Source organism: Pseudomonas sp. GW822-FHT03F08 (assembly GCF_058801265.1).
On sequence record NZ_JBXANC010000004.1, the window covers coordinates 128897 to 154589 of the forward strand.

Annotated in this window: 27 protein-coding genes; 11 read left to right on the plus strand and 16 right to left on the minus strand. The window is 61.5% G+C overall.

Annotated features, from left to right (window positions below; all coding sequences use genetic code 11):
• Positions 1–26 precede the first annotated feature (26 nt).
• Positions 27–1154, plus strand: a complete 1128-nt coding sequence (locus AC1RME_RS11095; protein ID WP_096819777.1) for a sensor histidine kinase — start codon at positions 27–29, stop codon at positions 1152–1154.
• Between the two features lie 4 nt (positions 1155–1158).
• Here the strand turns inward: AC1RME_RS11095 and AC1RME_RS11100 are convergent, their stop codons facing one another.
• A complete protein-coding gene (locus AC1RME_RS11100) occupies positions 1159–1464 on the minus strand; it encodes a chaperone modulator CbpM (protein WP_096819778.1) in 306 nt (101 codons plus the stop codon).
• 23 nt (positions 1465–1487) lie between these two features.
• Positions 1488–2438, minus strand: a complete 951-nt coding sequence (locus AC1RME_RS11105) for a DnaJ C-terminal domain-containing protein (protein ID WP_096819779.1) — start codon at positions 2436–2438, stop codon at positions 1488–1490.
• Between the two features lie 293 nt (positions 2439–2731).
• Between AC1RME_RS11105 and AC1RME_RS11110 the strand changes: the two genes are divergently transcribed.
• Positions 2732–4006, plus strand: coding sequence for an Hsp70 family protein (locus AC1RME_RS11110; protein WP_096819780.1), 1275 nt, complete (start codon positions 2732–2734; stop codon positions 4004–4006).
• Between the two features lie 57 nt (positions 4007–4063).
• On the opposite strand, the gene AC1RME_RS11115 is transcribed toward AC1RME_RS11110, so the two are convergent.
• The 3 genes from AC1RME_RS11115 to AC1RME_RS11125 all read right to left on the minus strand — a co-directional run bounded on the left by AC1RME_RS11115 (position 4064) and on the right by AC1RME_RS11125 (position 6339).
• Entirely contained in the window at positions 4064–5077 is a 1014-nt protein-coding gene (locus tag AC1RME_RS11115; RefSeq protein WP_096819781.1) for an AI-2E family transporter, read from the minus strand.
• Between the two features lie 98 nt (positions 5078–5175).
• Positions 5176–5481, minus strand: coding sequence for a PsiF family protein (locus AC1RME_RS11120; RefSeq protein WP_025111807.1), 306 nt, complete (start codon positions 5479–5481; stop codon positions 5176–5178).
• Between the two features lie 63 nt (positions 5482–5544).
• Positions 5545–6339 carry an AraC family transcriptional regulator gene (locus AC1RME_RS11125; protein ID WP_096819782.1) on the minus strand — a complete coding sequence of 265 codons (795 nt, stop codon included), beginning with the start codon at positions 6337–6339 and terminating at the stop codon, positions 5545–5547.
• A gap of 98 nt (positions 6340–6437) precedes the next feature.
• Between AC1RME_RS11125 and AC1RME_RS11130 the strand changes: the two genes are divergently transcribed.
• On the plus strand, positions 6438–7331 hold the full coding sequence (locus AC1RME_RS11130; RefSeq protein WP_096819783.1) for a DMT family transporter: 894 nt from the start codon (positions 6438–6440) through the stop codon (positions 7329–7331).
• On the opposite strand, the gene AC1RME_RS11135 is transcribed toward AC1RME_RS11130, so the two are convergent.
• The 3 genes from AC1RME_RS11135 to AC1RME_RS11145 all read right to left on the minus strand — a co-directional run bounded on the left by AC1RME_RS11135 (position 7328) and on the right by AC1RME_RS11145 (position 9254).
• Complete coding sequence (locus tag AC1RME_RS11135; protein ID WP_096819784.1) at positions 7328–8218, minus strand: esterase/lipase family protein; 891 nt, start codon at positions 8216–8218, stop codon at positions 7328–7330. The genes AC1RME_RS11130 and AC1RME_RS11135 overlap by 4 nt on opposite strands.
• Before the next feature lie 91 nt (positions 8219–8309).
• A complete protein-coding gene (locus tag AC1RME_RS11140; RefSeq protein ID WP_096819785.1) occupies positions 8310–8615 on the minus strand; it encodes a DMT family transporter in 306 nt (101 codons plus the stop codon).
• Positions 8616–9254: an FMN-dependent NADH-azoreductase gene (locus AC1RME_RS11145; RefSeq protein ID WP_096819786.1), complete on the minus strand. Its 639-nt coding sequence runs from the start codon at positions 9252–9254 to the stop codon at positions 8616–8618. It lies immediately after the preceding gene.
• Between the two features lie 119 nt (positions 9255–9373).
• Between AC1RME_RS11145 and AC1RME_RS11150 the strand changes: the two genes are divergently transcribed.
• Complete coding sequence (locus AC1RME_RS11150; protein WP_096819787.1) at positions 9374–10279, plus strand: LysR substrate-binding domain-containing protein; 906 nt, start codon at positions 9374–9376, stop codon at positions 10277–10279.
• Between the two features lie 30 nt (positions 10280–10309).
• Here the strand turns inward: AC1RME_RS11150 and AC1RME_RS11155 are convergent, their stop codons facing one another.
• Positions 10310–12385, minus strand: coding sequence for an AsmA family protein (locus AC1RME_RS11155; RefSeq protein ID WP_096819788.1), 2076 nt, complete (start codon positions 12383–12385; stop codon positions 10310–10312).
• A gap of 376 nt (positions 12386–12761) precedes the next feature.
• On the opposite strand from AC1RME_RS11155, the gene AC1RME_RS11160 reads away from it, so the two are divergent.
• The 7 genes from AC1RME_RS11160 to AC1RME_RS11190 all read left to right on the plus strand — a co-directional run bounded on the left by AC1RME_RS11160 (position 12762) and on the right by AC1RME_RS11190 (position 17921).
• Entirely contained in the window at positions 12762–13268 is a 507-nt protein-coding gene (locus tag AC1RME_RS11160; protein WP_096819789.1) for a hypothetical protein, read from the plus strand.
• A gap of 174 nt (positions 13269–13442) precedes the next feature.
• Positions 13443–14075 carry a TetR family transcriptional regulator gene (locus AC1RME_RS11165; RefSeq protein WP_096819790.1) on the plus strand — a complete coding sequence of 211 codons (633 nt, stop codon included), beginning with the start codon at positions 13443–13445 and terminating at the stop codon, positions 14073–14075.
• A 203-nt stretch (positions 14076–14278) separates the two neighbouring features.
• On the plus strand, positions 14279–14779 hold the full coding sequence (ureE, locus tag AC1RME_RS11170; RefSeq protein ID WP_096819791.1) for an urease accessory protein UreE: 501 nt from the start codon (positions 14279–14281) through the stop codon (positions 14777–14779).
• Positions 14776–15450 (plus strand): urease accessory protein UreF, encoded by a 675-nt coding sequence (locus tag AC1RME_RS11175; RefSeq protein WP_102620117.1) that lies wholly within the window; start codon positions 14776–14778, stop codon positions 15448–15450. The genes ureE and AC1RME_RS11175 overlap by 4 nt, the downstream gene beginning before the upstream one ends.
• Before the next feature lie 22 nt (positions 15451–15472).
• Positions 15473–16087 carry an urease accessory protein UreG gene (gene ureG / locus AC1RME_RS11180; RefSeq protein ID WP_007950645.1) on the plus strand — a complete coding sequence of 205 codons (615 nt, stop codon included), beginning with the start codon at positions 15473–15475 and terminating at the stop codon, positions 16085–16087.
• A gap of 27 nt (positions 16088–16114) precedes the next feature.
• Positions 16115–16687, plus strand: a complete 573-nt coding sequence (locus tag AC1RME_RS11185) for a HupE/UreJ family protein (RefSeq protein ID WP_493091216.1) — start codon at positions 16115–16117, stop codon at positions 16685–16687.
• Between the two features lie 100 nt (positions 16688–16787).
• Positions 16788–17921, plus strand: coding sequence for an AGE family epimerase/isomerase (locus tag AC1RME_RS11190; protein WP_493091218.1), 1134 nt, complete (start codon positions 16788–16790; stop codon positions 17919–17921).
• Between the two features lie 39 nt (positions 17922–17960).
• On the opposite strand, the gene AC1RME_RS11195 is transcribed toward AC1RME_RS11190, so the two are convergent.
• The 7 genes from AC1RME_RS11195 to AC1RME_RS11225 form a co-directional block, all read right to left on the minus strand.
• Positions 17961–18866 carry a cation diffusion facilitator family transporter gene (locus tag AC1RME_RS11195; protein ID WP_102620120.1) on the minus strand — a complete coding sequence of 302 codons (906 nt, stop codon included), beginning with the start codon at positions 18864–18866 and terminating at the stop codon, positions 17961–17963.
• Between the two features lie 130 nt (positions 18867–18996).
• Complete coding sequence (locus AC1RME_RS11200) at positions 18997–19761, minus strand: SDR family oxidoreductase (RefSeq protein WP_493091220.1); 765 nt, start codon at positions 19759–19761, stop codon at positions 18997–18999.
• A 757-nt stretch (positions 19762–20518) separates the two neighbouring features.
• A complete protein-coding gene (locus AC1RME_RS11205) occupies positions 20519–21235 on the minus strand; it encodes an ABC transporter ATP-binding protein (protein WP_096819796.1) in 717 nt (238 codons plus the stop codon).
• Positions 21232–22104 (minus strand): ATP-binding cassette domain-containing protein, encoded by an 873-nt coding sequence (locus AC1RME_RS11210; RefSeq protein ID WP_096819797.1) that lies wholly within the window; start codon positions 22102–22104, stop codon positions 21232–21234. The genes AC1RME_RS11205 and AC1RME_RS11210 overlap by 4 nt, the downstream gene beginning before the upstream one ends.
• The gene (livM, locus tag AC1RME_RS11215) at positions 22101–23402 is read right to left on the minus strand and encodes a high-affinity branched-chain amino acid ABC transporter permease LivM (protein WP_096819798.1); all 1302 of its coding nucleotides are present in this window, start codon (positions 23400–23402) and stop codon (positions 22101–22103) included. The genes AC1RME_RS11210 and livM overlap by 4 nt, the downstream gene beginning before the upstream one ends.
• A 3-nt stretch (positions 23403–23405) precedes the next feature.
• The gene (locus tag AC1RME_RS11220) at positions 23406–24320 is read right to left on the minus strand and encodes an ABC transporter permease subunit (protein ID WP_007950661.1); all 915 of its coding nucleotides are present in this window, start codon (positions 24318–24320) and stop codon (positions 23406–23408) included.
• Between the two features lie 146 nt (positions 24321–24466).
• Positions 24467–25600: an ABC transporter substrate-binding protein gene (locus AC1RME_RS11225; protein ID WP_096819799.1), complete on the minus strand. Its 1134-nt coding sequence runs from the start codon at positions 25598–25600 to the stop codon at positions 24467–24469.
• Positions 25601–25693: the final 93 nt, after the last annotated feature.

Genomic DNA, 25693 nt, shown 5'->3' on the forward strand with positions numbered 1-25693 from the left:
CGCCTTGAATTTCCAGGAACCCGGACATGCGTTTATCCGAATTCATCAGGCAACACGCGGATCACATCGTCGAGGAATGGGAGCAGTTCGCCCGGACCATTACCCCGGCGGCCGACACCATGGACCGGGCGGCACTGCTTGATCATGCCAGGGCGATCCTGTTGGCTACCGCACGCGATATGGACACCGCACAAACCGCCAGCGAGCAAATCGCCAAGGCCAAGGGCGAAGGCCCCGAGAAAACCCCGAGCCTGGACGAGGCCGGCGCCAGCCACGGTGAGTTGCGGCATACGGTGGGGTTCGACCTGGTGCAGATGACCTCGGAGTTCCGTCACCTGCGCGCCTGTGTGATTCGCTTGTGGGTCAATTCGCTGCAGTCGCCGGACATGGCATATTTTCAGGACATGATCCGCTTCAACGAAGCCATCGACGAAGCGCTGGCGGAATCCACGGCAGCCTACGCCGAGCAGGTCAACCGCTCGCGCGACATTTTCCTCGCCATCCTCGGTCACGACCTGCGCGCGCCGCTGCAAGCGGTCAGCATGTCGACCGAAGTGCTGATGCGCAAAACCACCCTGGAAGGCGATGCGCTGACCTGCGCGCTGAACATCAAACACGGTGCGCGGCACATGGCGGCCATGGTCAGCGACCTGCTCGAACTGGTGCGCAGTCGCCTCGGCAAAAGCCTGCCGATCAACCCTGTCCCCATGGACCTGGCAGAAGCCGCGCGCCGGGCGATCGCCGAAGCCTGCGCCGGGAATCCGGAATGCGATCCGACACTGACCATCAGCGGCGATACCCGGGGTGCCTGGGATGCCGGACGGATCGATCAGCTGTTGCAGAACCTGATCGGCAACGCCTTGCAGCACGGCTCCGATCCCCGCGAGGTGAGCGTTGATCTGCGCGGCGACACCGTCAACGTGTGCCTGAGCGTGCATAACGACGGCACGCCGATTCCCGAAGAGGCCATCGGCACGATTTTCGATCCGTTGGTACGCAGCGCCGACGAAGAACTCGGGCAGCCGTCGACCAGCCTCGGTCTGGGGCTGTTCATCGTCAAGGAAGTGGTGACCGCCCACAGCGGGACGATCGAAGTCAGTTCAAGCGAAGCCGACGGAACGCTGTTCAGCGTGACGCTGCCCAGACAGGTTTGAAGCGCTACTCGACCACCAGCCGCGCCAGACGCTGACGAAGCATCCGGTTCTCGGCGCGCAGTTCCTTCACTTCTTCCAGCAGGTCCAGCGCCAGGGCGACGCCTTCCCATTCCAGCTCCAGGTCGCGCCGCAGCTTGACGGCGCGTTTGGCCAGGGCCAGCTCGTAGTCGGTGAAGCGCCATTCCCGGGGCTGCGCGCCCTGAGGTTCGAGGATGCCGTGTTCGACGATTTCGATCACGTAGACGTCCGACAGGTCGGCCGCCTCACAGAATTCTGCCATGTCCAGTTGAACGATCAGGGGGCTGCTCATGATGGGCTACTCCGTCGCCGGGTTCAGAAGTTCTCTCGCGGGTTGAAGGCGGCTTTCTTCGCCAGTTCCTGCCACAGCGCCTTGACGTCATCGCCCGCAGCCTTCGGCATCACGGCCTTGAGCTGGACGAACAGATAACCGCGCTCGCCGGCCTTGTTCTGCAGACCATGGCCCTTGGCGCGCATGCGCTGGCCGTTCTGGCTGCCGGCCGGGACCTTGAGGTTGATCTTGCCGGTCAGGGTCGGCACGGCCACTTCGGCACCCAGCGCCAGTTCCCACGGTGCCAGCGGCAAGGTGATGATCAGGTTTTCGCCTTCGACATCGAATTTCGGGTGCGGCGCGAAACGGATGGTCAGGTACAGATCGCCATTGGCACCGCCACCGATGCCCGGTGCGCCCTGGCCCTTGAGGCGGATGCGCTCGCCGTCGGTCACGCCCGCCGGGATCTTCACGTTCAGGCTCTTGCTGGTGTTGCTGACGTGCTGGCCGGAACCGTTGTATTGCGGCACCTGGAAGCTGATTTTTTTCGATTCGTTCGAAAGCGTCTCTTCGAGAAAGATCGGCAGTTCCAGTTCCACGTCTTGCCCTCGCCGTCCGGCGCTGCGGGATTGCCGGCCTTCGCCGCCACCGAAACCGGGGCCGCGATTGCCGAAGATCGAACTGAAGAAGTCCGAGAAGTCACCGGTGTCGCCACCGCCGCCACCAAAGCCGCCACGGCTCTGCCAGCCCGGTGGGCCCTGGAACGGCTGACCGTGCTGGCCGTAGCGGCGCAGGTCATCGTATTCGGCGCGCTTGTCGGCGCTTTTCAGCGCTTCATAGGCTTCCGAGGCATCCTTGAACTTGGCCTCGGCGTCTTTTTCCTTGCTGACATCGGGGTGGTATTTGCGCGCAAGCTTGCGATAGGCCGCCTTGATTGCCTTGTCGTCAGCCGTCGGCTCCACGCCGAGTATCTTGTAATAGTCTTTGAAGTCCATTGAAGGAGTCACCATCCGTTATCGATTTCGCGCCGCCGTCAGCATGCGCCGATTCGCGCGTGCCAGGTTGACCGATCTCAAACTTGTGACCGGGTGGCGCAGCAGAAGTTTATCGGCAGTGGACGGCGGTTCTTGCGACCGCCGGTATGTCTGCCGGCCCATGCCAGCAAGTTTGGGGCAAAGCGGCGACTTTCAAGCAAGCTTAGTCGTGAAATAGCAGATGACTGGCCTTCGAATCTGTCGCGCACTGGCATACACTGCGCGGCCGTTTTTTTGACCGGAACCGAAAGACCATGAAAGACGCCTCTCCAGCCCGTGCCTGCGGCATCGACTTCGGCACGTCCAACTCCACCGTCGGCTGGCTGCGCCCCGGCATGGAAACGATGATCGCGCTGGAAGACGACAAGATCACCCTGCCGTCGGTGGTCTTCTTCAACATCGAGGAGCGCCGCCCGGTTTACGGTCGCCTGGCGCTGCACGAGTACCTGGAAGGCTACGAAGGCCGGCTGATGCGCTCGCTCAAGAGCCTGCTCGGTTCCAAGCTGATCAAGCACGACACCAGCGTCCTCGGCACCGCGATGCCGTTCAAGGACTTGCTCGGGCTGTTCATCGGCCAGCTCAAGAACCGCGCCGAAGCGGCCGCCGGTCGTGAGTTCGAGCAGGTGGTGCTGGGACGTCCGGTGTTCTTCGTCGACGACGATCCGCTGGCCGACCAGGAAGCCGAAGACACCCTGGTGGAAGTGGCGCGCAAGCTCGGCTTCAAGGACGTGTCGTTCCAGTACGAGCCGATCGCTGCGGCCTTCGACTACGAGTCGACCATCGAAAAGGAAGAGCTGGTACTGATCGTCGACATCGGCGGTGGTACGTCGGACTTCTCGCTGGTGCGCCTGTCGCCCGAGCGTCGGGGCATGGATAACCGTCACGACGACATCCTCGCCACCGGCGGCGTGCACATCGGCGGGACCGATTTCGACAAGCAACTGAGCCTGCAAGGCCTGATGCCGCTGTTCGGCTACGGCAGCCGCATGAAGAGCGGCGCGTTCATGCCGACCAGTCACCACATGAACCTGGCGACCTGGCACACCATCAACTCGGTGTACTCGCAGAAATCGACCCTGGCCCTGGGCAGCATGCGTTATGACATCGAGGACACCGGCGGCATCGACCGTCTGTTCAAGCTGATCGAACAGCGCGCCGGGCACTGGCTGGCGATGGAAGTGGAAGAAACCAAGATCCAGCTGACCCACAACGACAGCCGCCACGTGCCGCTGGACCGGATCGAATCCGGGCTGAGCGTCGAGCTGACCCGGGCCTTGTTCGAATCGGCGATCGATTCGCAACTGGAGCGCGTGCGCGGCAGCGTCACGCAATTGCTGGCGGACGCCAATGTGGCGGTGGGTCAGGTCGATACGGTGTTCTTCACTGGTGGTTCCAGCGGTATCCCGGCGCTGCGCAACAGCGTCTCGGCGATGCTGCCAAACGCGCGGCATGTGGAAGGCAACATCTTTGGCAGCATCGGCAGCGGCCTGGCGATTGAAGCCATGAAACGCTATGGCTCGATGAACTGACACTGCACTGATGATCGTTCCCACGCAGACGGTTCGACGTGGGAGCGATCAAATCGCTTAAACCATCCCGCCCAGCTTCAACTCACTCTTCAGATACGCGTAATAAATCGGCCCCGCCACCACCCCCGGCAGGCCGAACGCGGCCTCGAACACCAGCATCGCCAGCAGCAACTCCCAGGACTTGGCACTGATCTGCCCGCCGACGATGCGCGCGTTGAGGAAGTATTCGAGCTTGTGGATAAAGATCAGGTAGCCCAGCGCGGCAATCGCCACCCAGATCGACAGCGACAGGCCGACGATAGTGATCAGCGTGTTCGACATCAGGTTGCCGATCACCGGCAGCAAGCCGAGCAGGAACGTCAGCACGATCAGGGTCTTGGTCAGTGGCAGCTTGATCCCGAACAGCGGCAGGATCACCGCCAGGAAGATCCCGGTGAAGAAGGTGTTGAGCAGGGAAATCTTGATCTGCGCAAAAACGATATTGCGAAACGCCTGAACCAGCAGGTGCAGACGATCGAACAATGCGGCCGCCAGCGGCTTGCGCTTGGTGACGTCCGGTACGCGCTGCAGCGCGATGATCGCGCCGAGCACCATACCGATCAGCAGGGTCACGAACATGTGCGCCGCGTCCTTGCCCACCAGTTGCAGGTCGGACAAGTGCTTGCTCAGCCATTCACCGATGGCCACGCGAAACTCCGCGGCACTGGCCGGCAGATACGCATCGACAAACGGCGGCAGTTGCCCGCGCGCACGATCGACCACGCCCATGAATTTGTCGAGGGAAGCCCCGGGATTTTCCGCCTCGTGCAGCAGGAAACTGATGGCCCCGGCAAAGATCAGCGCCAGCACACTCACCACCAGCGTGCCCAGCAACGCCACCGCCAGCCAGCGCGCGCGGCGGCCTTCGATCAGCCGTTGCAGTTGTGGGGTGAGCATGTTGACCAGCTCGAACACCAGCAGACCGGCCAACAGACTGGGCAACAAGCGCAGCGGCAGCACCAGCAGCAAACCGCCGAAAATGATGATGCAACTGACCCAGAACACAACATGACGCTCAGAAAACGTTGGCATACAGCCTCAAAACGAACGGCGTAAAAGGATTGGCAGTCTGCCAGCGATCCAGCGCCGAAGCGAGCGGATGCCCTGCCGCTCGCTGCGATCTGTCGATCTTATTTTTTCTTCAGGCAATCACTCATGAAGGTTTTGCGCGCATCGCCGGTCAGGGCCTTGGTCTTGGCGTCGGCATTACAGGTTTTCATCTTTTCCTGCTGCGGGGTCAGGGTCTTGGCGTCGTTGGCCGCCGGCGCTGCCTTCAGGCAAGTGCTCATGAAGGTCTTGCGCTCATCGCCTTTCAGGCTCTTGGCCGTGGCGTCGGCGTTGCAAGTGGTCATCTTGTTCTGTTGCGCCGTGGCGGCAAAACCCTGGGAGCACAGCAGCAGACCGATCATCAACAAAGGGACACGCAACATCTTCATGGAGTTTTCTCCTTGTTGCCGCATCGATGGAGGCGGCCTCCGGCTGAGTGTAGTCAAAGCTTGTTACACCTTCCTAGTCTCCAGATGGCTACGCCGGTATTGTTCCGGCGTACATCCGGCCTGCCGGGCAAACATGGCGATGAACGCCGAGCCACTGCTGTAGCCGAGATCGAAGGCGATTTCCTGCACACTGCGCGTACTTTCCAGCGCCTCGATGGCCGCGAGATAGCGCAGCCGCTGGCGCCATTCGCCGAAACTCATCCCCAACTCCCGCACGAATTGCCGGGCCAGGGTGCGCTCGCTGACATGCACCTGCGCCGCCCAGTGCGCCAGCGGTTCATTGTTGCCGGGCTCGGCCTGCAGGGTTTCGAGGATCGTCAGCAACCCGGGACTGCTGGCGTATGGCAGATAACACTGATGAACCGGCGCCTGCCGCAACTGATCCACCAGCACCTGGGCCAGGCGCTGGTCGGCATCGAACGCGGGGATCTTCACATCCCGGGCGGCGAAGTCCTTGAGGATTGCCTTGAGAATGTCGCTGATCGCCAGGGTGCAAGCCTGCGCCGGTAAATCCGCGCACACCTCGGGCGCCAGGCACACCGCCCGATAATTGACCGGCTGATGACTGTAGAAACTGTGCTCGACCTGCGGTGGCACCCACACCGCGTACTGCGGTGGCGACATGAAGCGGCTGCCGTCGACATCCATGTGCAGCACGCCGTGGGCCGCGTATTCCAGCGTGCCCCACGGATGGCGGTGCGGCGCGGCGTATTCGTGGGCGTTGAAGTCGGCATAGCGGAAATACACCGCCGACGGCAGTTCGCTGAAATCCAGCAGATCGATGTGTTTACTGTTCATGCTGTCCGGAATCAGAGGCAGGTTGTCCGGTTCGCAGTATAGGCCTGCATCCAGACAGGGGATAATCACCGTTCATCAACGTACTGGTTTCTCTTCCCATGCAATACGCGTTTCCCCTGCTGGCGATTTTCATCTGGGCCGGCAACACCGTGATCAACAAGCTGGCTGTCGGTGCGATCTTCCCCGCCGAAATCGGCTTCTACCGCTGGCTGCTCGCCGGCCTGCTGTTTACCCCGTTCATGCTCAGGAAGGTGATTGCGCACTGGCCGCAGATCCGCCCGAACCTGGGCAAGATTTTCATCCTCGGCGTGCTCGGCATGGCGGTCTATCAGAGCCTGGCCTACTTCGCCGCGACCATGACCACCGCCACCAACATGGGCATCATCCTGTCGCTGATGCCGTTGATGTCGCTGGCGATGGCAATCATCAGCCTCGGCCAGCGCCTCACCGCCGGCGCGCTGGTCGGTGCGGTGCTGTCATTCGCCGGTGTGCTGGTGGTGGTGTCGTCCGGCAGCCTCGGCGCGCTGCTGCAACACGGGGTGAACCTGGGTGACGCGATGATGCTGATCGCTACCCTCGCCTACGCGATCTACAGCACCCTGCTGAAAAAATGGCAGCTGCGCCTGCCGCCACTGGTGTTGCTGTACTTGCAGGTGCTGGTGGCGGTGGTGGTGCTGTTTCCGCTGTACGCCGTGTCGCCGAAAACCGGCCTGACCCTGCAGAACATTCCGCTGGTGCTGTACGCGTGCCTGCTGGCCTCGATGCTCGCGCCGCTGGCGTGGATGCAGGCTGTGCAGCGTCTGGGGCCGAGTCGGACCACGCTGTTCTTCAACCTGTTGCCGTTGATCACCGCGCTGATTGCCGCGGTGGTGTTGAAGGAACAACTGGCGATGTATCACCTGGTAGGCGGTTTGCTGACCTTGGGCGGGGTGATTCTTTCCGAGCGCTGGACGACCGTCCTCGGCCGCTCCCGCACCCCGAGCGCCGCCTAGACCCCGGCGGCTTTCAACCGCGCCGCGTGCTCGACGAACAGCCGCACCGGGTCCGCCCCTTTGCCGACCAGTCCCAGCGACTGGTTAACGATGTCGAAGTGATCCATCGGGTAGTCATCACCGATCACCGTGCCCAGGTGCGAGCTGTAGCGTCCGACCATGCCGTCGCACTGCCCCGGCTCGCGCACGAAGGTCTTGGCAAACAACCGGCAACTGCGATTGGTACCGTCGAACAGGTTGCCGCCACGGTCGGTCTTGCCCGGCTGCAAGGTGCCGGACCACGAGTAATAACGCACGCCGTTGACCTCTTCCGGCCCCTGCCCGCCCCAGGTTTCCGGCAAGCCCTGTGGATAACGCTGGTTGAACAGCGCCACGCCTTCGGTGGTCAGGGAATGGTGTGAGGCGTGGATATCCACCGGCAGTTTCGGCCCGAGGTAACCGGTTTCCATGAGTGCCATCAACCAGCCGACAAAACGCAGCAGCGCCTCAAGAATGCGGCCCCGGGCACTGTCTGCCGGATAGTGTTTCGCCAGATAGTCGGCCAGTTCCGAACCGTGATTGGGTCCGGCCACCGACGTTACCGACGCCACCAGATCCGGGCGCTTCGCCGCCGCGTAACGCGCCGTCAGCGAGCCCTGGCTATGGCCGAACAGATTGACCCTGGCGGCGCCGGTCTCGCGCAGGATTTCATCGATGCGCGCCAGCAACTGCTCGCCGCGCACCTCGGTGGAATTGAGCGGCGACACCTGCACCGCAATCACAGTCGCACCACCCCGGCGCAACGCGGCGATGATCCCGTACCAGTACGGGTACAGCACCAGCCGGATAAACCCGAGCATTCCCGGCACCAGCACCAGTGGATAACGTGTGGCCGAATCCTGCGACATGGGCAGACATCCCTGTGGTCGGTGGGTGGATGCATGACGTGCAAAACGCCCGCCAAGCATCCTCCTCGATGATGACAACTCCACGACCAGCCTACTTCAGCCCCACCACCCCCGCCACAATCAGCCCCACCGACAGCAACTTCACCAGCGTCAGGCTCTCGCCCAGCAGCGCGAAACCGAGAAACACCGTGCCGAGCGAGCCGATGGCGGTCCAGATCGGGTAGGCGATGCTCACCGGCAGCTCGCGCATTGCCAGGGTCAGGAAATAAATCCCGCCTACCGCCGCGACCACGGTAACCAGCGACGGCCACAGCCGGGTGAAACCCTCGGCGTACTTCATGCCCATGGCGAAGGTGACTTCGAACCCGGCGGCAATCAGCAGAAACAGCCAGGCCACTTAGAACTCCCGGGCCAGGTCGAGCAAGCGCTGCTCGGCCTCAGCCACCGACACCGCGAAGGTGCGTTCGGCGGATTCCTCGCCCTCGGCTGCGACCACCGTGACGTCGTTGATGCCGATGAAACCCAGCGCCGTGCGCAACCATGGATCGGCGTGGTTCAGCGCCTCCAGCTCGCCACCCGGGCCGAAACCGAAACCGCCGCGACTGGTGACGATCAGCGCTTTCTTGCCGCGCAACAGCGGCGTGTACTGGGCGATGCCATTGTCCAGGGTGTGATCGAACGTCAGGCCCAGGCGCACGATCTGATCGACCCAGGCCTTGAGGCCGCTGGGCACGTTGAAGTTGTACATCGGCATGGAAATCAGCAGCAGGTCGTGCTCGAACAACTCGCCCACCAGTTGATCGCTGAGGGCCAGATCGGCCTGCATCGACAGTGGCCGAGCCTCGGGCTCCGGGTAAAACGCCGCCGCGACAAACGCCTCGTTGACCGCCGGGATCAGCGCCCGCCCGACTTCACGGCGGGTGACCTGAGCCTGCGGATGACGGATTTGCCAGGCGCTGAGAAAACTTTCCGCCAGGCGCCGCGAATGGGAGCGCTCACCGCGTGGGCTGGCATGGATCGCAAGAATCTTGCTCATCTGAATCTCCTTGGGACTAGACTTGAGTGGCTGTGTGGCGCCAGATTGCTGCCATTCAGTCATCGCCTCAAATGAGCAAAAATCAGTCTGGATGAATTGATTTCATCCATGGAGTTTTCATGTTCGCTTCATTGCCGCTGACCGCCCTGCGCGCGTTCGAATCCGCCTCACGGCTATTGAGTTTCAAGGCTGCCGCCGAAGAACTGGCGGTGACGCCGACGGCAATTTCCCATCAGATCCGCTCGCTGGAGGACTGGCTCGGCGTGGCGTTGTTCGAACGCCTGCCGCGTCAGGTGCGACTGACCGAGGGTGGCGAGCGGCTGTTCCGCAGCCTGCACGGGGCGTTTCTGGAGGTGGCGCAAAGCGTCGACACCCTGCGCCCGCAACGCAGCGGCAGCAGCCTGACGCTGTCGACCACCGCCGCCTTCGCCGCGCTGTGGCTGGTGCCGCGACTGGGGCGGTTTTACGCGAAACACCCGAACATCAACGTGCGTCTGGACACCCATTGCGAAGTGATCGATCTGAATCAGGACGCCAGCGTCGATCTGGTGTTGCGCTACAGCCTCGACGACTACCCGAACCTCTACGGGTTGTGCCTGTTCGATGAATCGTTCGGCGTGTATGGCTCGCCGGAACAGGTGGCGCTGGCCGCCCGCCGCACCCCGGCATTGATCAGCGTGCGTTGGCATAACTCGAAGCTCTACGCCCATGGTTGGGAAGCGTGGTGCGCGCAGTCAGGCGAGAACTGGTTGTATCAGCACCCGGCCGTCCGCGAATACGACGAAGAACATTACGCGCTGCAAGCCGCCATTGCCGGGCAAGGGCTGGTGCTGGCGAGCAATATTCTGGTGTCGGAGAGCGTCGCCAGCGGTCTGCTGGTGCCGTACAAGGGAGAGGTGCAGGTCAACGGCGCCGGTTACAGCGCCCTGTGCGTTCCGGGGCGCGAGCGACATCCCCCGGTGAAAGCGTTTTTTGCCTGGCTGCGCGAAGAGGCGCTGTTGTCGGGACTGTCGCCGCGATCGTAGCCTCGGCCCGAAGCTACGATCATTTGGGGTTTATCGGGTGGGTTTGACGGTCACCGGCGCCTTGCCTGCCTTCATCTGCTCCAGCAACGGCGCGCACTGATTCGGCTCGCCGCCGCTCGGCGCCACCAGCGCCAGCAGCCCCGCCGCCGGCGCGGCGATCACGCCCAGCGCCACCATGCCGGCCCCACGCAGGATCAGCGGCACCGCTTTCACCCCGGCATCAGGTTTGATGAACTTGCCGCGCACGTACAACGGCGAGCGCAGGGAGATCAGACGCCAGCCCTTGGATTCCGGGGTCACGGTCAGGTCCAGTTGCTCGGTGGCCATGTTCGCCGTGCCGTCGATGTAGATGATCGCGTTCTCGGTGTCGAAGACGAATAGCCGCGTGGTCGCCAGCCCGGTCTTGATGTCGAAGTCCGCCGCCGCGCAGTTGATCTTCACTTCCTTGTCGCCAAAGACCTTGCCGACCACGTAGTTGCCGACGTTGAGGCCCGCCAGCTCCATCAGCTCACGACTGATCGCCCCGTCGTTGATCAGCATCTTCAGATTGCCGTTGGCACCGCCCAGCAGCTTGGCCACCGAGTTGCCGCGACCGCTGATGTCGGCGTCACCATTGAGTTCACCGAAGCTGGTCTTCATCGGTTCAAAAGTCGGGAACAGTTGCTTGAGCTTGAACTTGCGCGCGGTCAGTTTTGCCCGGCCTTCCAATGGTTCAGTGCGGCCATTGAGGCGGATCTGCGCATCAAGGTTGCCGCCGGCCACGCCGAAGCGCAGCGGCTCCAGGCTCAGTTCGCCGTCGTTGAGTTTGAGGTGGGTATAGAGGTCGGTGAACGGCAACTTCTCGCTGTGGACGATGCGTTTGCCGGTGAATTCGACGTCGGCATCCATATCGCGCCAGCGCTCGGTCTTGAACTCTTCCACCGGCAGCACTTTGTCCGCCGGTTGTTTGCTTTCACCGCCGCGGGCCTTTTGCTTGTCATTGGAGTCGGCACCGATCAACGGTGCGAGGTCGGCGAACAGCAGTTGATTGGACAGCAGCGCGCCACTCAGCTTGGGCCGTGGCTGACTGGCGACGTAGGCGAGATCGCCGTGAATGTCGCTGCCGCCGATCTTGCCGTTGAACTGTTCATAGCGGAACTGCGCGCCGTCCGGCTCATGCAGTTTGGCGATCAAATGACCGTCGGTGGCGTATGGCGGTGTATCCGGGAGGGTGACGCCGGTCAGCGGATAGAGATTGCCCAGGCTGGCGCCCGCCAGTTTCAGGCGCAGATCGAGGGCGCCCAGGTTCAGTGGATCGGTCAGGGTGCCGGCGAGTTCGATACTGGTGTCGCCGATCTTCGCCTGGGCCTGCAGCGGGAACGGTTTGGCCGCATCCTGCAAGGCCAGCAGGCCGCCGATCTTGCCTTGGCCGGCGAGTTTCTGACCGTGGTACTGGCCGGTGACTTTCAGTGCGAAAGCATAATCCTGCGGTGCGCCGCCCTTTTCCAGCGCGGTTTTCGCCGCTTTGTCGCCGACGATTTCGCTGAAGGGAATCGGCTTTCCCAGCGGGTCGATCAACAGGTCGAGGTTGGTCTTGAGGGTCTGGTCGTCCAGAGTGACGTGGCCCTTGTCGAAACCGATGGCGCCGATGTCTACCACCCAGCTCGAGGGCTCGGCATTCGGGTCCTTGGGATCGAACTTGAACGTCCAGTTGGCACGACCATCGGCCAGGCGCTGCAATTGCGCGTTGGGTTCAGTCAGGTCGATACGCGGGATCGTCACCCGTTGCGCCAGCAGCGCCAGCGGCGAAATGCGCAGTTCAACCCGCTTGAGGGTGACCATCTGCGGCTGCTTCGACCAATCCGGGTTGCCCAGGGTCAGGTCTTCGGCCACCACATGCGGCCACGGCACCCAGGCGCGCCAGCCGCCCTCGTCCGGCTCACGCTGCCAGACCACGGCGAGGTTGCCGTTGATGGCGAACGGTCGGTGCAATTCTTCCGATACTTTGGCGTTTAGGGGCGGTTTGATCCGGTTCCAATCGAAGAACACGATGATCAGGACCAGCACCGCCAGCAACAGCAGGAGGGTGGCGAAGGTCCAGGCGAAGATTTTACGCGTGCGCGTCATTGCACAAAGCTCCTGAATACGACGGCGGATCGACACCGCTGAAACGACGGGCCTGATAGGGCCCTCATGAAGTCTACGACTGACAAACAGCCCGCAGGTTTAATCGAAAGCCCCATCAGGGCCAAAAAACGGTCGCCATTCTGACCGATCGGTCGAGTCGGCGTTACCGGCCCCGCACTTTTGCGAGGCGTAAGTGGGTGGAAAATACCCACTGCGGTGCAAAACCGCTCGCCTGAAACGCCCGAGCTAGAGCCTCCCGAGCGAACAATCAATTCTGTTGATTATTACCATTGTGTTTATGAACTTTTATATCGACTTATCGAGAGTAGCATTAGCTTCGTACCCACTTTATCGCCCTCCCAAGGAGCAACCCATCATGAAACGCCAACTTCTGTTCAGTCTTACCCTCTCGATGCTGGCCAGCACCGCTTTCGCTCTGCCAGCCGCCGACCAGGCTACCCCGCAAGTGAAATCCAGCCACTCGGTGTTCAGCCAGACTGTTGCCGCTGACGGTTCTGACCGCACTCCACAAGGCCAGACCCTGGCTGAAAACGGTCGTAACCGCCTGGAAGAAAAAGGTCTGGTTCAAGATGGCTATGACAAGACCCCACAAGGTCAAACCGTAGCTGAAGGTGGCCGTGATCGTCTGGAAGAAAAAGGTCTGGTTCAAGACGGCTCGGATCGCACTCCACAAGGTCAAACCCTTGCAGCCGATGGTTCCGATCGCACCCCACAAGGCCAGACCCTGGCTGCTGATGGTTCCGACCGCACTCCACAAGGCCAAACCCTGGCTGCAGATGGCTACGACAAAACCCCACAAGGTCAAACCCTGGCCGAAGGTGGTGGTGACCGCGTGATCGAACGCAACAGCGCTTTGAGCTAAGCCCGTGGCGGCCTGGAAAAAAAGCCCAATCCCCGGATTGGGCTTTTGACTTTTCAGCAGCCTGTATAAAGAAGTCGCGATTTCCCGCTTCCATCTCCCCCGCTGCCGTTCGACGCCGACAAAGCCGATTTGCTAGAGTGCGGCGCTTGTCTTGCCTAAGAACACACCCTTGCGATGCTGCCCCGCGCCGAACAGAAACAACAGACCCGCAACGCCCTGATGGACGCTGCCCGCCACTTGATGGAAAGCGGCCGAGGATTCGGCAGCCTGAGCCTGCGTGAAGTGACGAAAACCGCTGGCATCGTGCCCACCGGTTTCTACCGGCATTTCGCCGACATGGACGAACTCGGCCTGGTACTGGTCAGCGAAGTCGGCCAGACCTTCCGCGAAACCATCCGCCTGGTGCGCCATAACGAATTCGTCATGGGCGGGATCATCGATGCGTCGGTGCGGATCTTCCTTGACGTGGTCAGCGCCAACCGTTCGCAGTTCCTGTTTCTGGCCCGTGAGCAGTACGGTGGATCGCTGCCGGTGCGTCAGGCGATTGGCCGTTTGCGTGAAAACATCAGTTCCGACCTGGCGGCGGATCTGGCCTTGATGCCCAAACTCCAGCACCTGAACCGTGAAGGCTTGAGCGTGATGGCCGACCTGATCGTCAAATCGGTGTTCGCCACCCTGCCGGACATCATCGATCCACCGGCCGAAGCCCTGCCCGAGCATCTGACGCCACAGGCGAAGATCACCCAGCAGTTGCGCTTCATCTTTATCGGGCTCAAACACTGGCAAGGGCTCGGGAGTACCGAGTAAGCAGACCAAAATCGCAGCCTGGAGCTGCGATTTTTTTTGCGCCGTAAATTGGTGCATGTAAAAACCTTCATGCACCAAAATACCTCACAATCCTGCAACATCTTGAAACATCCGCTAGGCTCCGACAGGGTTTTCCTACGTCTCGTCCGATTGGCAAGCCCCTTGCTCTAACCTGAGCATTGTCCATAGCAGGAAGCTTTCCGATGCTGGTGATTCATCGCAGAATCGACCCTCAACCCGTCTGGGCCGCCGAGTTGCACCTGACTTTCGAAGCCCGGAGCAAAAGCCGCCTGCGCTGTTTCAGTGCCGAAGGCGAAGACGTCGGATTGTTTCTGGAGCGCGGCCAGCCGCCGCTGCATGACGGCGAATGCCTGCAAGCCGAAGATGGCCGGATCGTCCGGGTCTGCGCCCGCCCCGAACAACTGCTGCACGTCACCTGCGCCAACGCCTTTGAACTGACCCGCGCGGCCTATCACCTGGGCAATCGCCACGTCGCGCTGCAAGTCGGTGACGGCTGGTTGCGTCTGCTCGACGATTACGTGCTCAAGGCCATGCTCGAACAACTGGGTGCGCAGGTCGAATCCATCGAAGCCCCGTTCCAGCCGGAACACGGCGCCTACGGTGGCGGCCATCACCATTCGCGACACGGTGACGAGGACTTCAACTACGCGCCGAAACTCCACCAGTTCGGCGTCCGTTTGTGAACCCGGCCTGGGCGCTGCTGCGCCTGGCCAGTCCGCAACTGCCGATTGGCGGCTACAGCTATTCGCAAGGCCTGGAGATGGCGGTGGATAACGGCCGCGTCGACAGCCCGGACAGCGCCCGCCGCTGGATCAGCGATCAATTGCTGCTCAATCTCGCGCGGTTCGAAGCGCCCATGCTGCTTGCCCACTGCCAGAGCGCAGCGGACGAAAACTGGGATGAATTGCGCAAACTCTGCGAAAGCCACCGCGCCAGCCGCGAAACCCGCGAACTGCATCTGGAGAGCCGGCAGATGGGCTACTCGTTGCAGCAATTGCTCAACGGCTTGCCCGAACTCGATCAGGCAGCGCGGGACTTTCTCGAACACTGCGCCGAACCGCACCTTGCCCTGTGCTGGGCACTGGCGGCCCGCGCCTGGCAGATCAGCCCGCAGGACGCCCTCGCCGCGTGGCTGTGGAGCTGGCTGGAAAACCAGCTCGCGGTACTGATGAAAACCCTGCCGCTGGGCCAGCAAGCCGCCCAGCGCCTGACCAGCGAACTGCTGCCGCTGCTGCAACAGGCCCAGCAGGACGCCACCCGAATCAATCCCGAACACCTCGGCAGCGCCGCGTTCGGTCTGTCCCTGGCGTGCATGGCCCATGAGCGCCAGTACAGCCGCCTGTTCCGTTCCTAGGGCCTTTTATCTGGAGAATCACATGAACACACAACCCCTTCGCGTCGGCATTGGCGGCCCGGTCGGTTCCGGCAAAACCGCGTTGACCCTGGCCCTGTGCCTGGCGCTGCGCGAACGCTACAACCTGGCGGTGGTCACCAACGACATCTACACCCGCGAAGACGCCGACTTTCTGGTTCGCAATGAAGCGCTGGCGCCGGAACGCATCATCGGCGTGGAAACCGGTGGCTGCCCGCACACGGCGATTCGCGAAGACGCCTCGATCAACCTTGAAGCGGTGGATCAACTGAACCGGCGTTTTCCGGGGCTGGACCTGATTCTGGTGGAGTCCGGTGGCGACAATCTTTCCGCGACCTTCAGCCCGGAACTGTCCGACCTGACCATCTACGTGATCGACGTGTCGGCCGGCGACAAGCTGCCGCGCAAGGGCGGGCCCGGCATTTGCAAATCCGACCTGCTGGTGATCAACAAGATCGACCTCGCGCCGCTGGTCGGCGCCTCGCTGGAGATGATGAACAGCGACACTCAACGCATGCGCAACGGCAAGCCGTTCGTGTTCAGCAACCAGAAAACCGGTCAGGGCCTGGAAGACATCATCGCCTTCATCGAACGCCAGGGCCTGCTGACTGCAGCCTGATTCATTGATCAACACGGAAGCTTATTCATGACACTCAAACGCATTCTCGGCGCCATCGCACTCCTGCTGACACCGGCACTGGCCTTCGCCCACCCCGGACACGGCGACTCTGGCCTGGTGGCCGGCATCAGTCACCCGATCGGCGGCCTCGACCATTTGCTGGCGATGGTGGCCGTCGGTCTGTGGGCGGCGCAGCAGCAAGGCGCGGCACGCTGGGCGCTACCGTGCACTTTCGTTGGCACCATGCTTATCGGCGGCCTGCTCGGGTTTGAAGGGCTGGAGTTGCCGGCGCTGGAAAGCGGGATTGCCGCGTCGGTGCTGGCGCTGGGCCTGGCGGTGGCGCTGGCGGTGCGTCCGCCATTGGTGATGGCGGTGGCGGCAACGGCGCTGTTTGCGCTGTTCCATGGCGTGGCCCACGGTCTGGAGTTGCCGGATATGTCGAGCCCATGGGCGTATACCGCCGGTTTCGTGGTCGCGACAGCTGCCCTGCATGCAACGGGTTATGCGGTCGTGCGTTTTCTGCCTCAGGCTGCTGCACCACTGGTGCGACTGGCCGGAGCGGCTTCGGCGGTGACGGGCGCGTGGTTACTGGCCGGCTGAATGGCACCTCTGATCGTTCCCGCGCATGGCGCGGGAACGATCGATCGCCACTCTCTGCTACCATGTCGCGCAATCGCCCCTGCCGTGACGACGTCCGCCCATGCCCCACGCTTCCCGCTCCACCTCCCTGCCTGAATTGACCACCCTGTTCGGTGAAGTGCAACAGCACTTTCTGGACGTGATCGTGCCCCTCTGGCAAGGACCGGGCTGGAACGCCGACATGGCGTTGCCTTACGAGGCGCTGGATGCCGCGCATCAGCCGCTGCCACCGCAGCGCTATCGGGCCATGGCCTGCGCACGGCAGCTGTATCTGTTTTCCAGCCTGATCGGGGTTGTGGATAACGCCGAAGTTCGGGCGGCCGCACTGTTCCGCTCCCTGCAACGGCACTTCCACGATGCCGAGCACGGCGGCTGGTTCTACAGCATCGATCCGCAGGGCAAACCGCTGGATCAGCGCAAGGACCTCTACACCCACGCCTTCATCCTGTTCGCTTGCGCGCATTACTGGGAAAAGTCCCGCGAGCCCTTGGTCGAATCGACCCTGAACGCTGCGCTGGAAGTCATCGGCCGGCGTTTTGCCACCGGTGACGGCCTCTATGAAGCCTGCCTCGACCGTGACTGGATCACCCTGGAAACCGGCCCGCTGCAAAACCCATTGATGCACCTGGCCGAAGCCTTCCTGGCCACGCTGGCCGTGCGCGAAGACGCACAGGTCAAGCAAGCGCTGAGCGAGTTATGCACAGCCATGCACAAGCGTTTCGTCGATCCGCAACATGGCGTGCTGATGGAAAAACCGCTGGGGGCTGTGGATAACTGGTATGAGCCGGGCCATCAGTTCGAGTGGTATTTCCTGCTGGAGTCCTCGCCCCTGCTGCTCGGTTCGAAACTGCATGCCGCCCTGGACCGGGCCTTTGCGTTCACCGAGCAGTTCGGTGTGGTGCAGCCGTCCGGTGCCGTGCGGGCCATGCTCGATCTGAATAGGGACGGACGCCCGAAAGATTCGACCCAGCGCATCTGGGCCCAGGCCGAATACCTGCGCGCGCTGACACTGCGTCCGGGCAGCGAAGCCGCCGTGCTGCGCCAGTTGCAGGCGTTGCAGCAGCGCTTCCTGCATGCAGGTGGCTGGAACGAGTGCCGCGACGAACAGGGCGAGGTCAGCCGCAAGGACATGCCGTCGACCACGCCGTATCACTTGGCGACCTGCTATCGCGGCCTCGCCGACTATCTGAGCTGACAGCCGTGGCGAGGGAGCAAACTCCCTCGCCACATAACATCAGGCAATCCACTTCCTGTCGCCAGTGAAGCTGATGGTCAGCCAGCGCGCCGCATCCGGTTTGCCCAGCTTCGCGGAAATCGCCTCACGCAGCACATCCAGTTGGCCGACGCTCTGCAGCCGGTAATCCGCCGGCAACACCACATGAATCTCGATGAACCGCGCCCGCCCGTGCTTCTGCACGTAGGACACGTAGTCGTCGAAACCATGCTCGACCTTTGCCGCGTCCATCACCTGACGGACTTGATCGTCCAGCGTGTCCGGCGCAATACCGAGCACGTCACGCAGCGCCGGGCCAAGAATCTTGAAGGCCGGCGGCAGCATGGTCAGGGCCAGCACGATGAGAATCAGCGGGTCGACAAATTTCGCCCATTCGCCATAGCCCTGGGACTTGAGCAGCAGCGCCGCGAGGAAACTGATCAACAGGCCCACCGACAGCATCGCATCCACCAGCCAACTGATGTTGTCGAACTGGATCAGGCTCGACTTGAGCTTGCGATTACGGTGGCGCACGTAGAAGAAGTAGGCGAACTCGACAACGGTAAACACCGCCGCGTAGATGATCACCAGACCCAGCTCGATTTCACGACCGCCGTTGATGATGCCGAACACGCCGTTGAGAAACGCATAGATCGCGATCAGCAGCAGGAAACTGCCCTCGATCAGCAGCACCATCGGCTCCAGATGCCAAAAGCCGAACTGGAAGCGCTGGTTGCTTTGCTTGGCGATGAGCTTCGCCGTGATCAACATCAGGACTTTGATGAACGTTGCAATCAACGAAAAAAAGCCATCGAACAGGATGGACTGGGAACCCGAAACAAAACCGGTGACGATCCCGGCGATCGCCACGGCGAACATCAGGATGGTCGATTGTTTGAGCAGCGACTGCTCACCTCGGTTACTCACTTGAACTCCTCGAAAAACCTTGAAAACCGCAGGGTGCGGCGGGGTTGTTGAGGGATGAGTCTACCTTACTGCCAGATTCTGGCCGATTTGCCCTCTTCGCCAGCCCGCTGGCGAAGAGGGCAAAACCGTATCAAGCCTTGTTACGCTCGATGGCAAAACCCGCCCAGGTCTGGCTCAGCGGCATCAGCTCCAGGCTGTTGATGTTGATGTGCGCCGGTGCGTTCAGCACCCAGAAGATGGTCTCGGCAATGTCCTGCGGCTGGATCGGCTCGGCACCGGCGTAGGTCGCGTCGTAACGCGCCTGATCGCCCGCGAAACGCACCAGCGAGAACTCGCTCTCGCACAGGCCCGGTTCGATGTTGCTGACGCGTACGCCGGTGCCCTGCAAATCGCAGCGCAGGTTCAGCGAGAACTGTTTAACGAACGCCTTGGTCGCGCCATAAACGTGGCTGCCCGGATACGGGTAATTACCAGCGATGGAACCGAGGTTGACGATGCTGGCGCCGCGACCATGGGCGATCAAACGTGGCAGCAGCAGACGCGTGCTGTACATCAGGCCTTTGACGTTGGTGTCGACCATGGTGTCCCAATCATCGAGGTCGCACTTCGGTGCAGGATCCACGCCCAGCGCGAGACCTGCGTTATTGATCAGGCCGCGCAGCTTGGCGAAAGACGGCGGCAGGTTGGCAATCGCCTCCTCCATCGCCTTGCGATCACGCACGTCCAGCACCAGACCATGCACTTCGGTCTGCTTCGACAGCTCGGCACACAGCGCGTTGAGGCGTTCTTCACGACGACCGGTCAGCACCAGTTTCCAGCCGGCCTCGGCAAAACGACGGGCACAGGCTTCACCAAAACCGGACGTCGCGCCGGTGATAAACAGGGTGTTGGACATCGTGTTCTCCTTGCTTCGGCCACCCGGGGCAGCCATTGGAATAGAAAATCAGCAGGCAGCATGCCCGGCCCCGCATTCACGAGCAACCACCGACTGGCGTGCATTTCTGCTCATTATTTGATCAATGCTCGCAACGCCTTGAGTGGCGTGGCCTGTAGCCACATGCACGCACGTTATCCACAAGCCCTTCCACAGTTTCCGGGGGCAAGTGGAAATGCGCAAAGCCACGCCACACAAGGCTTTGCGCCGTAAAAGCAAAGTTTTTCGCTTGACCCTGATCCGCCGATTGTGCCGGGCAAGGCATTTTGCACGACCGACCGGTCACCGCCGTGATTGCGCAGGGCCAGTAATCACGGCCCTTAGCGCAGTCTTTCCAGAGTTTAATCACAGACTTATCCACAGGCTTGCGCACATGCATTCGCCTGTTTTGCCGTGGCCATAAAAAGGTTGACAAACGAACCCTCAGCAACTGGGAAAAGGCCTGTTCAAAAAACAACCACAGGCCTGCAAGCCACGGTTTGAAAGGCTCTCAGCCAGCTACTCCCACGTTATTCACAGCCGGCTCCACAGCAAACGGGGACAAGTCAAAACTGTGGAAAAACAGCGATTTGCAGCGTCTATATGTCGCGCTTTGGCAGGTTGGGGATTTTGTTTTCCACAATTTCGGGAATGGCGTGGATCGTGATGGATTCTGGATACAAAAAAGCCCCGGGACTGGCGTCTCGGGGCTCTGTATCGCTGTGGAAAACCTGAAAACTCAGTGCCCGCCGAGATAGGCGTTACGCACCTCCTCATTCACCAGCAGTTCCTTTCCGGTACCCGTCAGGCGGATCTCGCCGTTGACCATCACGTACGCCCGGTCGGACAGTTTCAACGCATGGTTGGCGTTCTGCTCGACAAGGAAAATGGTCATGCCGGTTTTCGCCAGTTCCCGCAGGGTGGCGAAGATCTGTTTCACCACGATCGGCGCCAGCCCCAGGCTCGGCTCATCCAGCAGCAACAGCTTGGGACGGCTCATCAGCGCCCGGGCAATGGCGAGCATCTGCTGTTCGCCACCGGACATGGTCATTGCGCGCTGAGTGCGACGCTCTTCAAGCCGCGGGAACAGCTCGAACATGCGCTGCATGTCTTCCTTGGCGTACTTGTCGCCAATCGGGATGGTGCCCATCAGCAGGTTTTCCTCGACGGTCATGTCGGGGAACACCCGCCGCCCTTCCGGCGACTGCGCGATGCCGTTGGAGGCGATGTAGTGCGATGACTTGTGGGTAATGTCCACGCCTTGATAGACGATCTGTCCGCCTGCCGCCCGTGGCTGGCCGAAGATCGACATCAGCAGCGTCGACTTGCCCGCGCCGTTGGAGCCGATCAGGCTGACGGTTTCCCCTTCGTTGATCTGCAGCGAAACGCCTTTGAGGGCCTGGATCGGGCCGTAGAATACGTCCAGATCCTTGAGTTCGAGGATGGGTTGCGTCATACGACTTCCTCTTCGTCGGCGCCCAGATAAGCCGCAATCACCTTCGGATCGTGACGGATAGCCTCCGGACCGCCCTCGGCGATGACGATGCCGTGGTCCAGCACCACGATGTGATCGGAAATGCTCATTACCATGCCCATGTCGTGTTCGATCAGCACCACGGTCAGATCGTGCTCGTCGCGCAGCAGCCGGATCATCGCGCTCAGCGCTTCGGTTTCCTGAGGGTTGAGGCCGGCGGCCGGTTCGTCGAGGCAGATGATCTGCGGCCGCGTGCACATGGCCCGGGCAATCTCCAGACGGCGTTGCTGGCCGTAGGACAGTTCACCGGCCAGACGGTTGGCGCAGTCCACCAGGTCCACCACTTCCAGCCAGTAGAACGCGCAGTCCAGCGCATCGCTTTCGGCCTTGCGATAGCCCTTGGTGTTGAGGATGCCGGCCAGCATGTTGCGGTTGACCCACATGTGCTGGGCCACCAGCAGGTTTTCCAGCACCGACATTTCCTTGAACAGGCGAATGTTCTGGAACGTCCGGGCCAGACCCGCGCGGTTCACCAGGTGGGTGCCGCCGAACATCTTGTAGTACAGACGACTGGCAAAGTTTTTCGGCGAGACGAAGTCGGTCGGCTTGAACGACTCGCCCAGCAACTTGATGACGTTGGTCTGCTGGCCACGCACGTTGAGTTCGATCTTGCCGCCAGAGGCCTTGTAGAACCCGGTCAGGCAGTTGAACACCGTGGTCTTGCCGGCGCCGTTGGGGCCGATCAGGGCGAAGATCGAATTGCGTTTGACCTTCAGGCTGACGTCGCTCAAGGCCTTGATGCCACCGAAGTGCATCATCAGTTTTTCAACAGAGAGTACGACTTCACTCATGGCGCAGTCCTCTCATAGTGAATGGCACCTTTGCGTGGAGTGACCCCGGTACGGCTGATGCGGATCAGCCCGCGAGGTCGCCAGATCATCATCAACACCATCAGGATCCCGAACAGCAGCACGCGGTATTCGGCGAAGCCGCGCAGCAGTTCCGGAGCAACGGTCAGCACGAACGCTGCGATCACCACACCGATGGTCGACCCCATGCCGCCGAGCACGACGATGGCGAGGATCAGCGCCGATTCGAAGAAGGTGAACGAGGTCGGGTTGACGAAGCCTTGATAGGTGGCGAAGAACACACCTGCCAGACCGGCGGTGGATGCACCGATAGTGAACGCCGAGAGCTTGACCAGCACGTGGTTGAGGCCCATCGAGCGGCAGGCGATCTCGTCTTCACGCAGGGCTTCCCAGGCGCGACCGACCGGCATCTTCACCAGACGATGCTTGATGTACAGCACGGCCAGCACCACCAGGAACAACACCGCATAGATGAAGTAATACTTCACGTCCGGGTTGTAGGCGATGCCGAAGAACTCGTGGAACGGCACCCCGCCATCCTTCGCCCGCTTGCCGAATTCCAGGCCGAAGAACGTCGGCAGTGGCGCCGGCATGCCGTTCGGACCGCCGGTCAGGGACAGCCAGTTGTTGAGGATCAGACGGATGATTTCACCGAAACCGAGGGTCACGATCGCCAGGTAGTCGCCGTGCAGTCGCAACACCGGGAAACCGAGGATGCAACCGGCCAGCCCAGCGGTGATCGCCGCCAGCGGCAGCACGGTCCAGAAACCCAGGCCGAGGTACTGATACCCGAGCGCCAGACCGTAGGCACCGATGGCGTAGAACGCCACGTAACCGAGGTCGAGCAGGCCGGCCAGACCGACCACGATGTTCAGTCCCAACCCCAGCAACACGTAGATCAACCCGAGGATGACCACGCCCAGCAGGTAGGAGTTGGAAACGAACGGCACGGCCACGGCCAGCACGATCAGCAGCGGGATGATCCAGCGCAGCCTGGATTTGTGATCGGCGGGCAGCACATGCACGCCGGAACCGGTGCTCTCGAATCCTTCGAGGATTTTCAGGCCCTTGGGGGTTTGCAGGAACAGGCTGAGGGCAAACCGGCCGGCCATGACGATGGCAATGATCCACGCCACGCGGGTCGGTTCGAGGTTGAAGCTGTAGCCGTCGAGTACCACGCCGACAATCGGCCCGAACACGATCAGGGCAATCAGACCGGCGAGAATCGCCTCAACCAGGCTTTTTTTGACATCTATGGATTTTGTAGTGGTTGAAGACATCGCTTACACCTTCGACACAAGAGGACGGCCCAGCAGGCCCTGAGGCCGGAAGACCAGAACAAGTACGAGCAGCGAGAAGCTGAACACGTCTTTGTAGTCGGAGTTGACCAGGCCCGAGAACAGCGACTCGGAGATCCCGAGGATGATCCCGCCGAGCATGGCGCCAGGCAGCGAGCCGATCCCGCCGAGCACCGCGGCAGTGAACGCCTTGATGCCGATGACGAAGCCTGCGTAGAAGTCGAACGTGCCGTAGTTCATGGTGATCAGCACGCCGGCCAGGGCCGCCATCGCTGCACCGATGATGAACACGTAGGAAATCACCCGGTCGGTGTTGATCCCCAGAATCGAAGCCATCTTGCGGTCTTGCTGGGTCGCGCGGCACATACGGCCGAGCTTGGTGTACTTGATCACGTAGGTCAGCAGGCCCATCCCGACGAACGCCGCGACGAGAATGAAGATCTTGGTGTAGGTCAGCTGGACGAAGCCCGAGCCGACGTCGATGCGCCAGGCACCGGTGAGCAGCGTCGGAACACCCTGTTGACGGGCGCCCTGGCTGATCTGCGCATAGTTTTGCAGAATCAGGGAGATACCGATGGCGCTGATCAGCGGTGCCAGTCGGGTGGAGTTGCGCAGTGGTTTGTAGGCGATGCGTTCGATGACCCAGCCATACACCCCCGTGACGACGATGGTGAAGACCAGTGTGCCGAGCATCAGCAGCGGGAAGGATTCGATACCGAAGTAAGCCAGCAGAGCCAGACTGATTGCCGCGAGGTAAGCGGAAATCATGTAAACCTCGCCGTGGGCGAAGTTGATCATGCCGATGATGCCGTAGACCATTGTGTAGCCGATGGCGATCAGGCCATAGACCGACCCGAGGGTCAGGCCGTTGACCAGTTGCTGCAGGAAAATACCATCCATAACGCAATCTCACGCAGTGAGAACCTGCACACCCTGGGGCGCGCGGTTCTTCTAGGAAAAATACAGATGTACGTCGGAGCAATGTCAGCCACGACCGGGCTGGCCCCCACAGAATTTCTGCAGAGGTCAGCCGATCGCGTCAGCCCTTACTTCTGTTTTTCCAGCTGGTGATATTTGCCGTCCTTGTCCCACTGGTAAACCACGTAGTCGGAGACTTTCAGGTCGCCCTTGGCGTCCCAGGTCTTCTCGCCCATCACGGTTTTCACAGGGTTGGCTTTCAGCCATTTGGCAGCGTCTTCGCCCTTGTTGGACTTGGCGCCGTTGAAGCCCGCAGCCAGTGCTTGAACCGAAGCGTAGGCGTACAGGGTGTAGCCTTCAGGCTCGGTGCCGGCCTTGCGGAAGGCATCCACTACAGTCTTGCTTTCCGGCAGCAGGCGCGGGTCGGCGCCGAAGGTCATCAGCACGCCGTCGACGTATTGCGGGCCGCCGGCGGTGGTTACCAGTTCGTCGGTCACGATGCCGTCGTCAGACATGAATTTCACGTCTTTCAGGCCTTCGGTACGCAGTTGCTTGACCAGAGGACCGGCTTCCGGGTGCAGGCCGCCGAAGTAGACCACGTCGGCACCGGCCGCGCGGATCTTGGTGACCACGGCGCTGAAGTCTTTCTCGCCACGGGTCAGGCCTTCGTACAGCACCGGCGTCACGCCGCGCTTGGTCAACTGTGCCTTGGTCGCATCGGCCAGGCCCTGACCGTAGGTGTCCTTGTCGTGCAGCACGGCCACTTTCTTGCCCTTGAGCACGTCGACGATGTAGTCGCCGGCGACGATGCCTTGCTGGTCGTCACGGCCGCACATACGGAACATGGCGCTCAGACCGCGCTCGGTCACTTGCGGGTTGGTGGAACCCGGGGTGATCGCGATGATGCCGGCTTCGTCGTAGATCTCCGACGCAGGAATGGTGGAGGACGAGCAGAAGTGGCCAACCACACCGGCGACTTTCTGGTTGGTGAGGTCCTTGGCGACCGTCACCGCCTGTTTCGGTTCGCAGGCGTCATCGCCTTTGACCAGGACGATTTTCTCCCCGTTGACGCCGCCCGCCGCGTTGACCGCATCGGCCGCCGCTTGTGCCCCCTTCATGTACTGCTCGCCAAATGCCGCGTTGGCGCCAGTCATAGGGCCCGCCACACCGATTTTCACATCAGCTTGTGCAAACGCAGAAACACCCAGCGCAGTAGCCACTGCGAGGGCCAGAAAGCCTTTCTTGTAAAACGTCTGGGACATGAGGTGGTGCTCCAAGGTTTTTTTTAGTTGGCACTGCGACTTCACTGGATTGCTCAGAGCAAGGGCCGTGCCATCGGTTTTTTATTCTTCAAA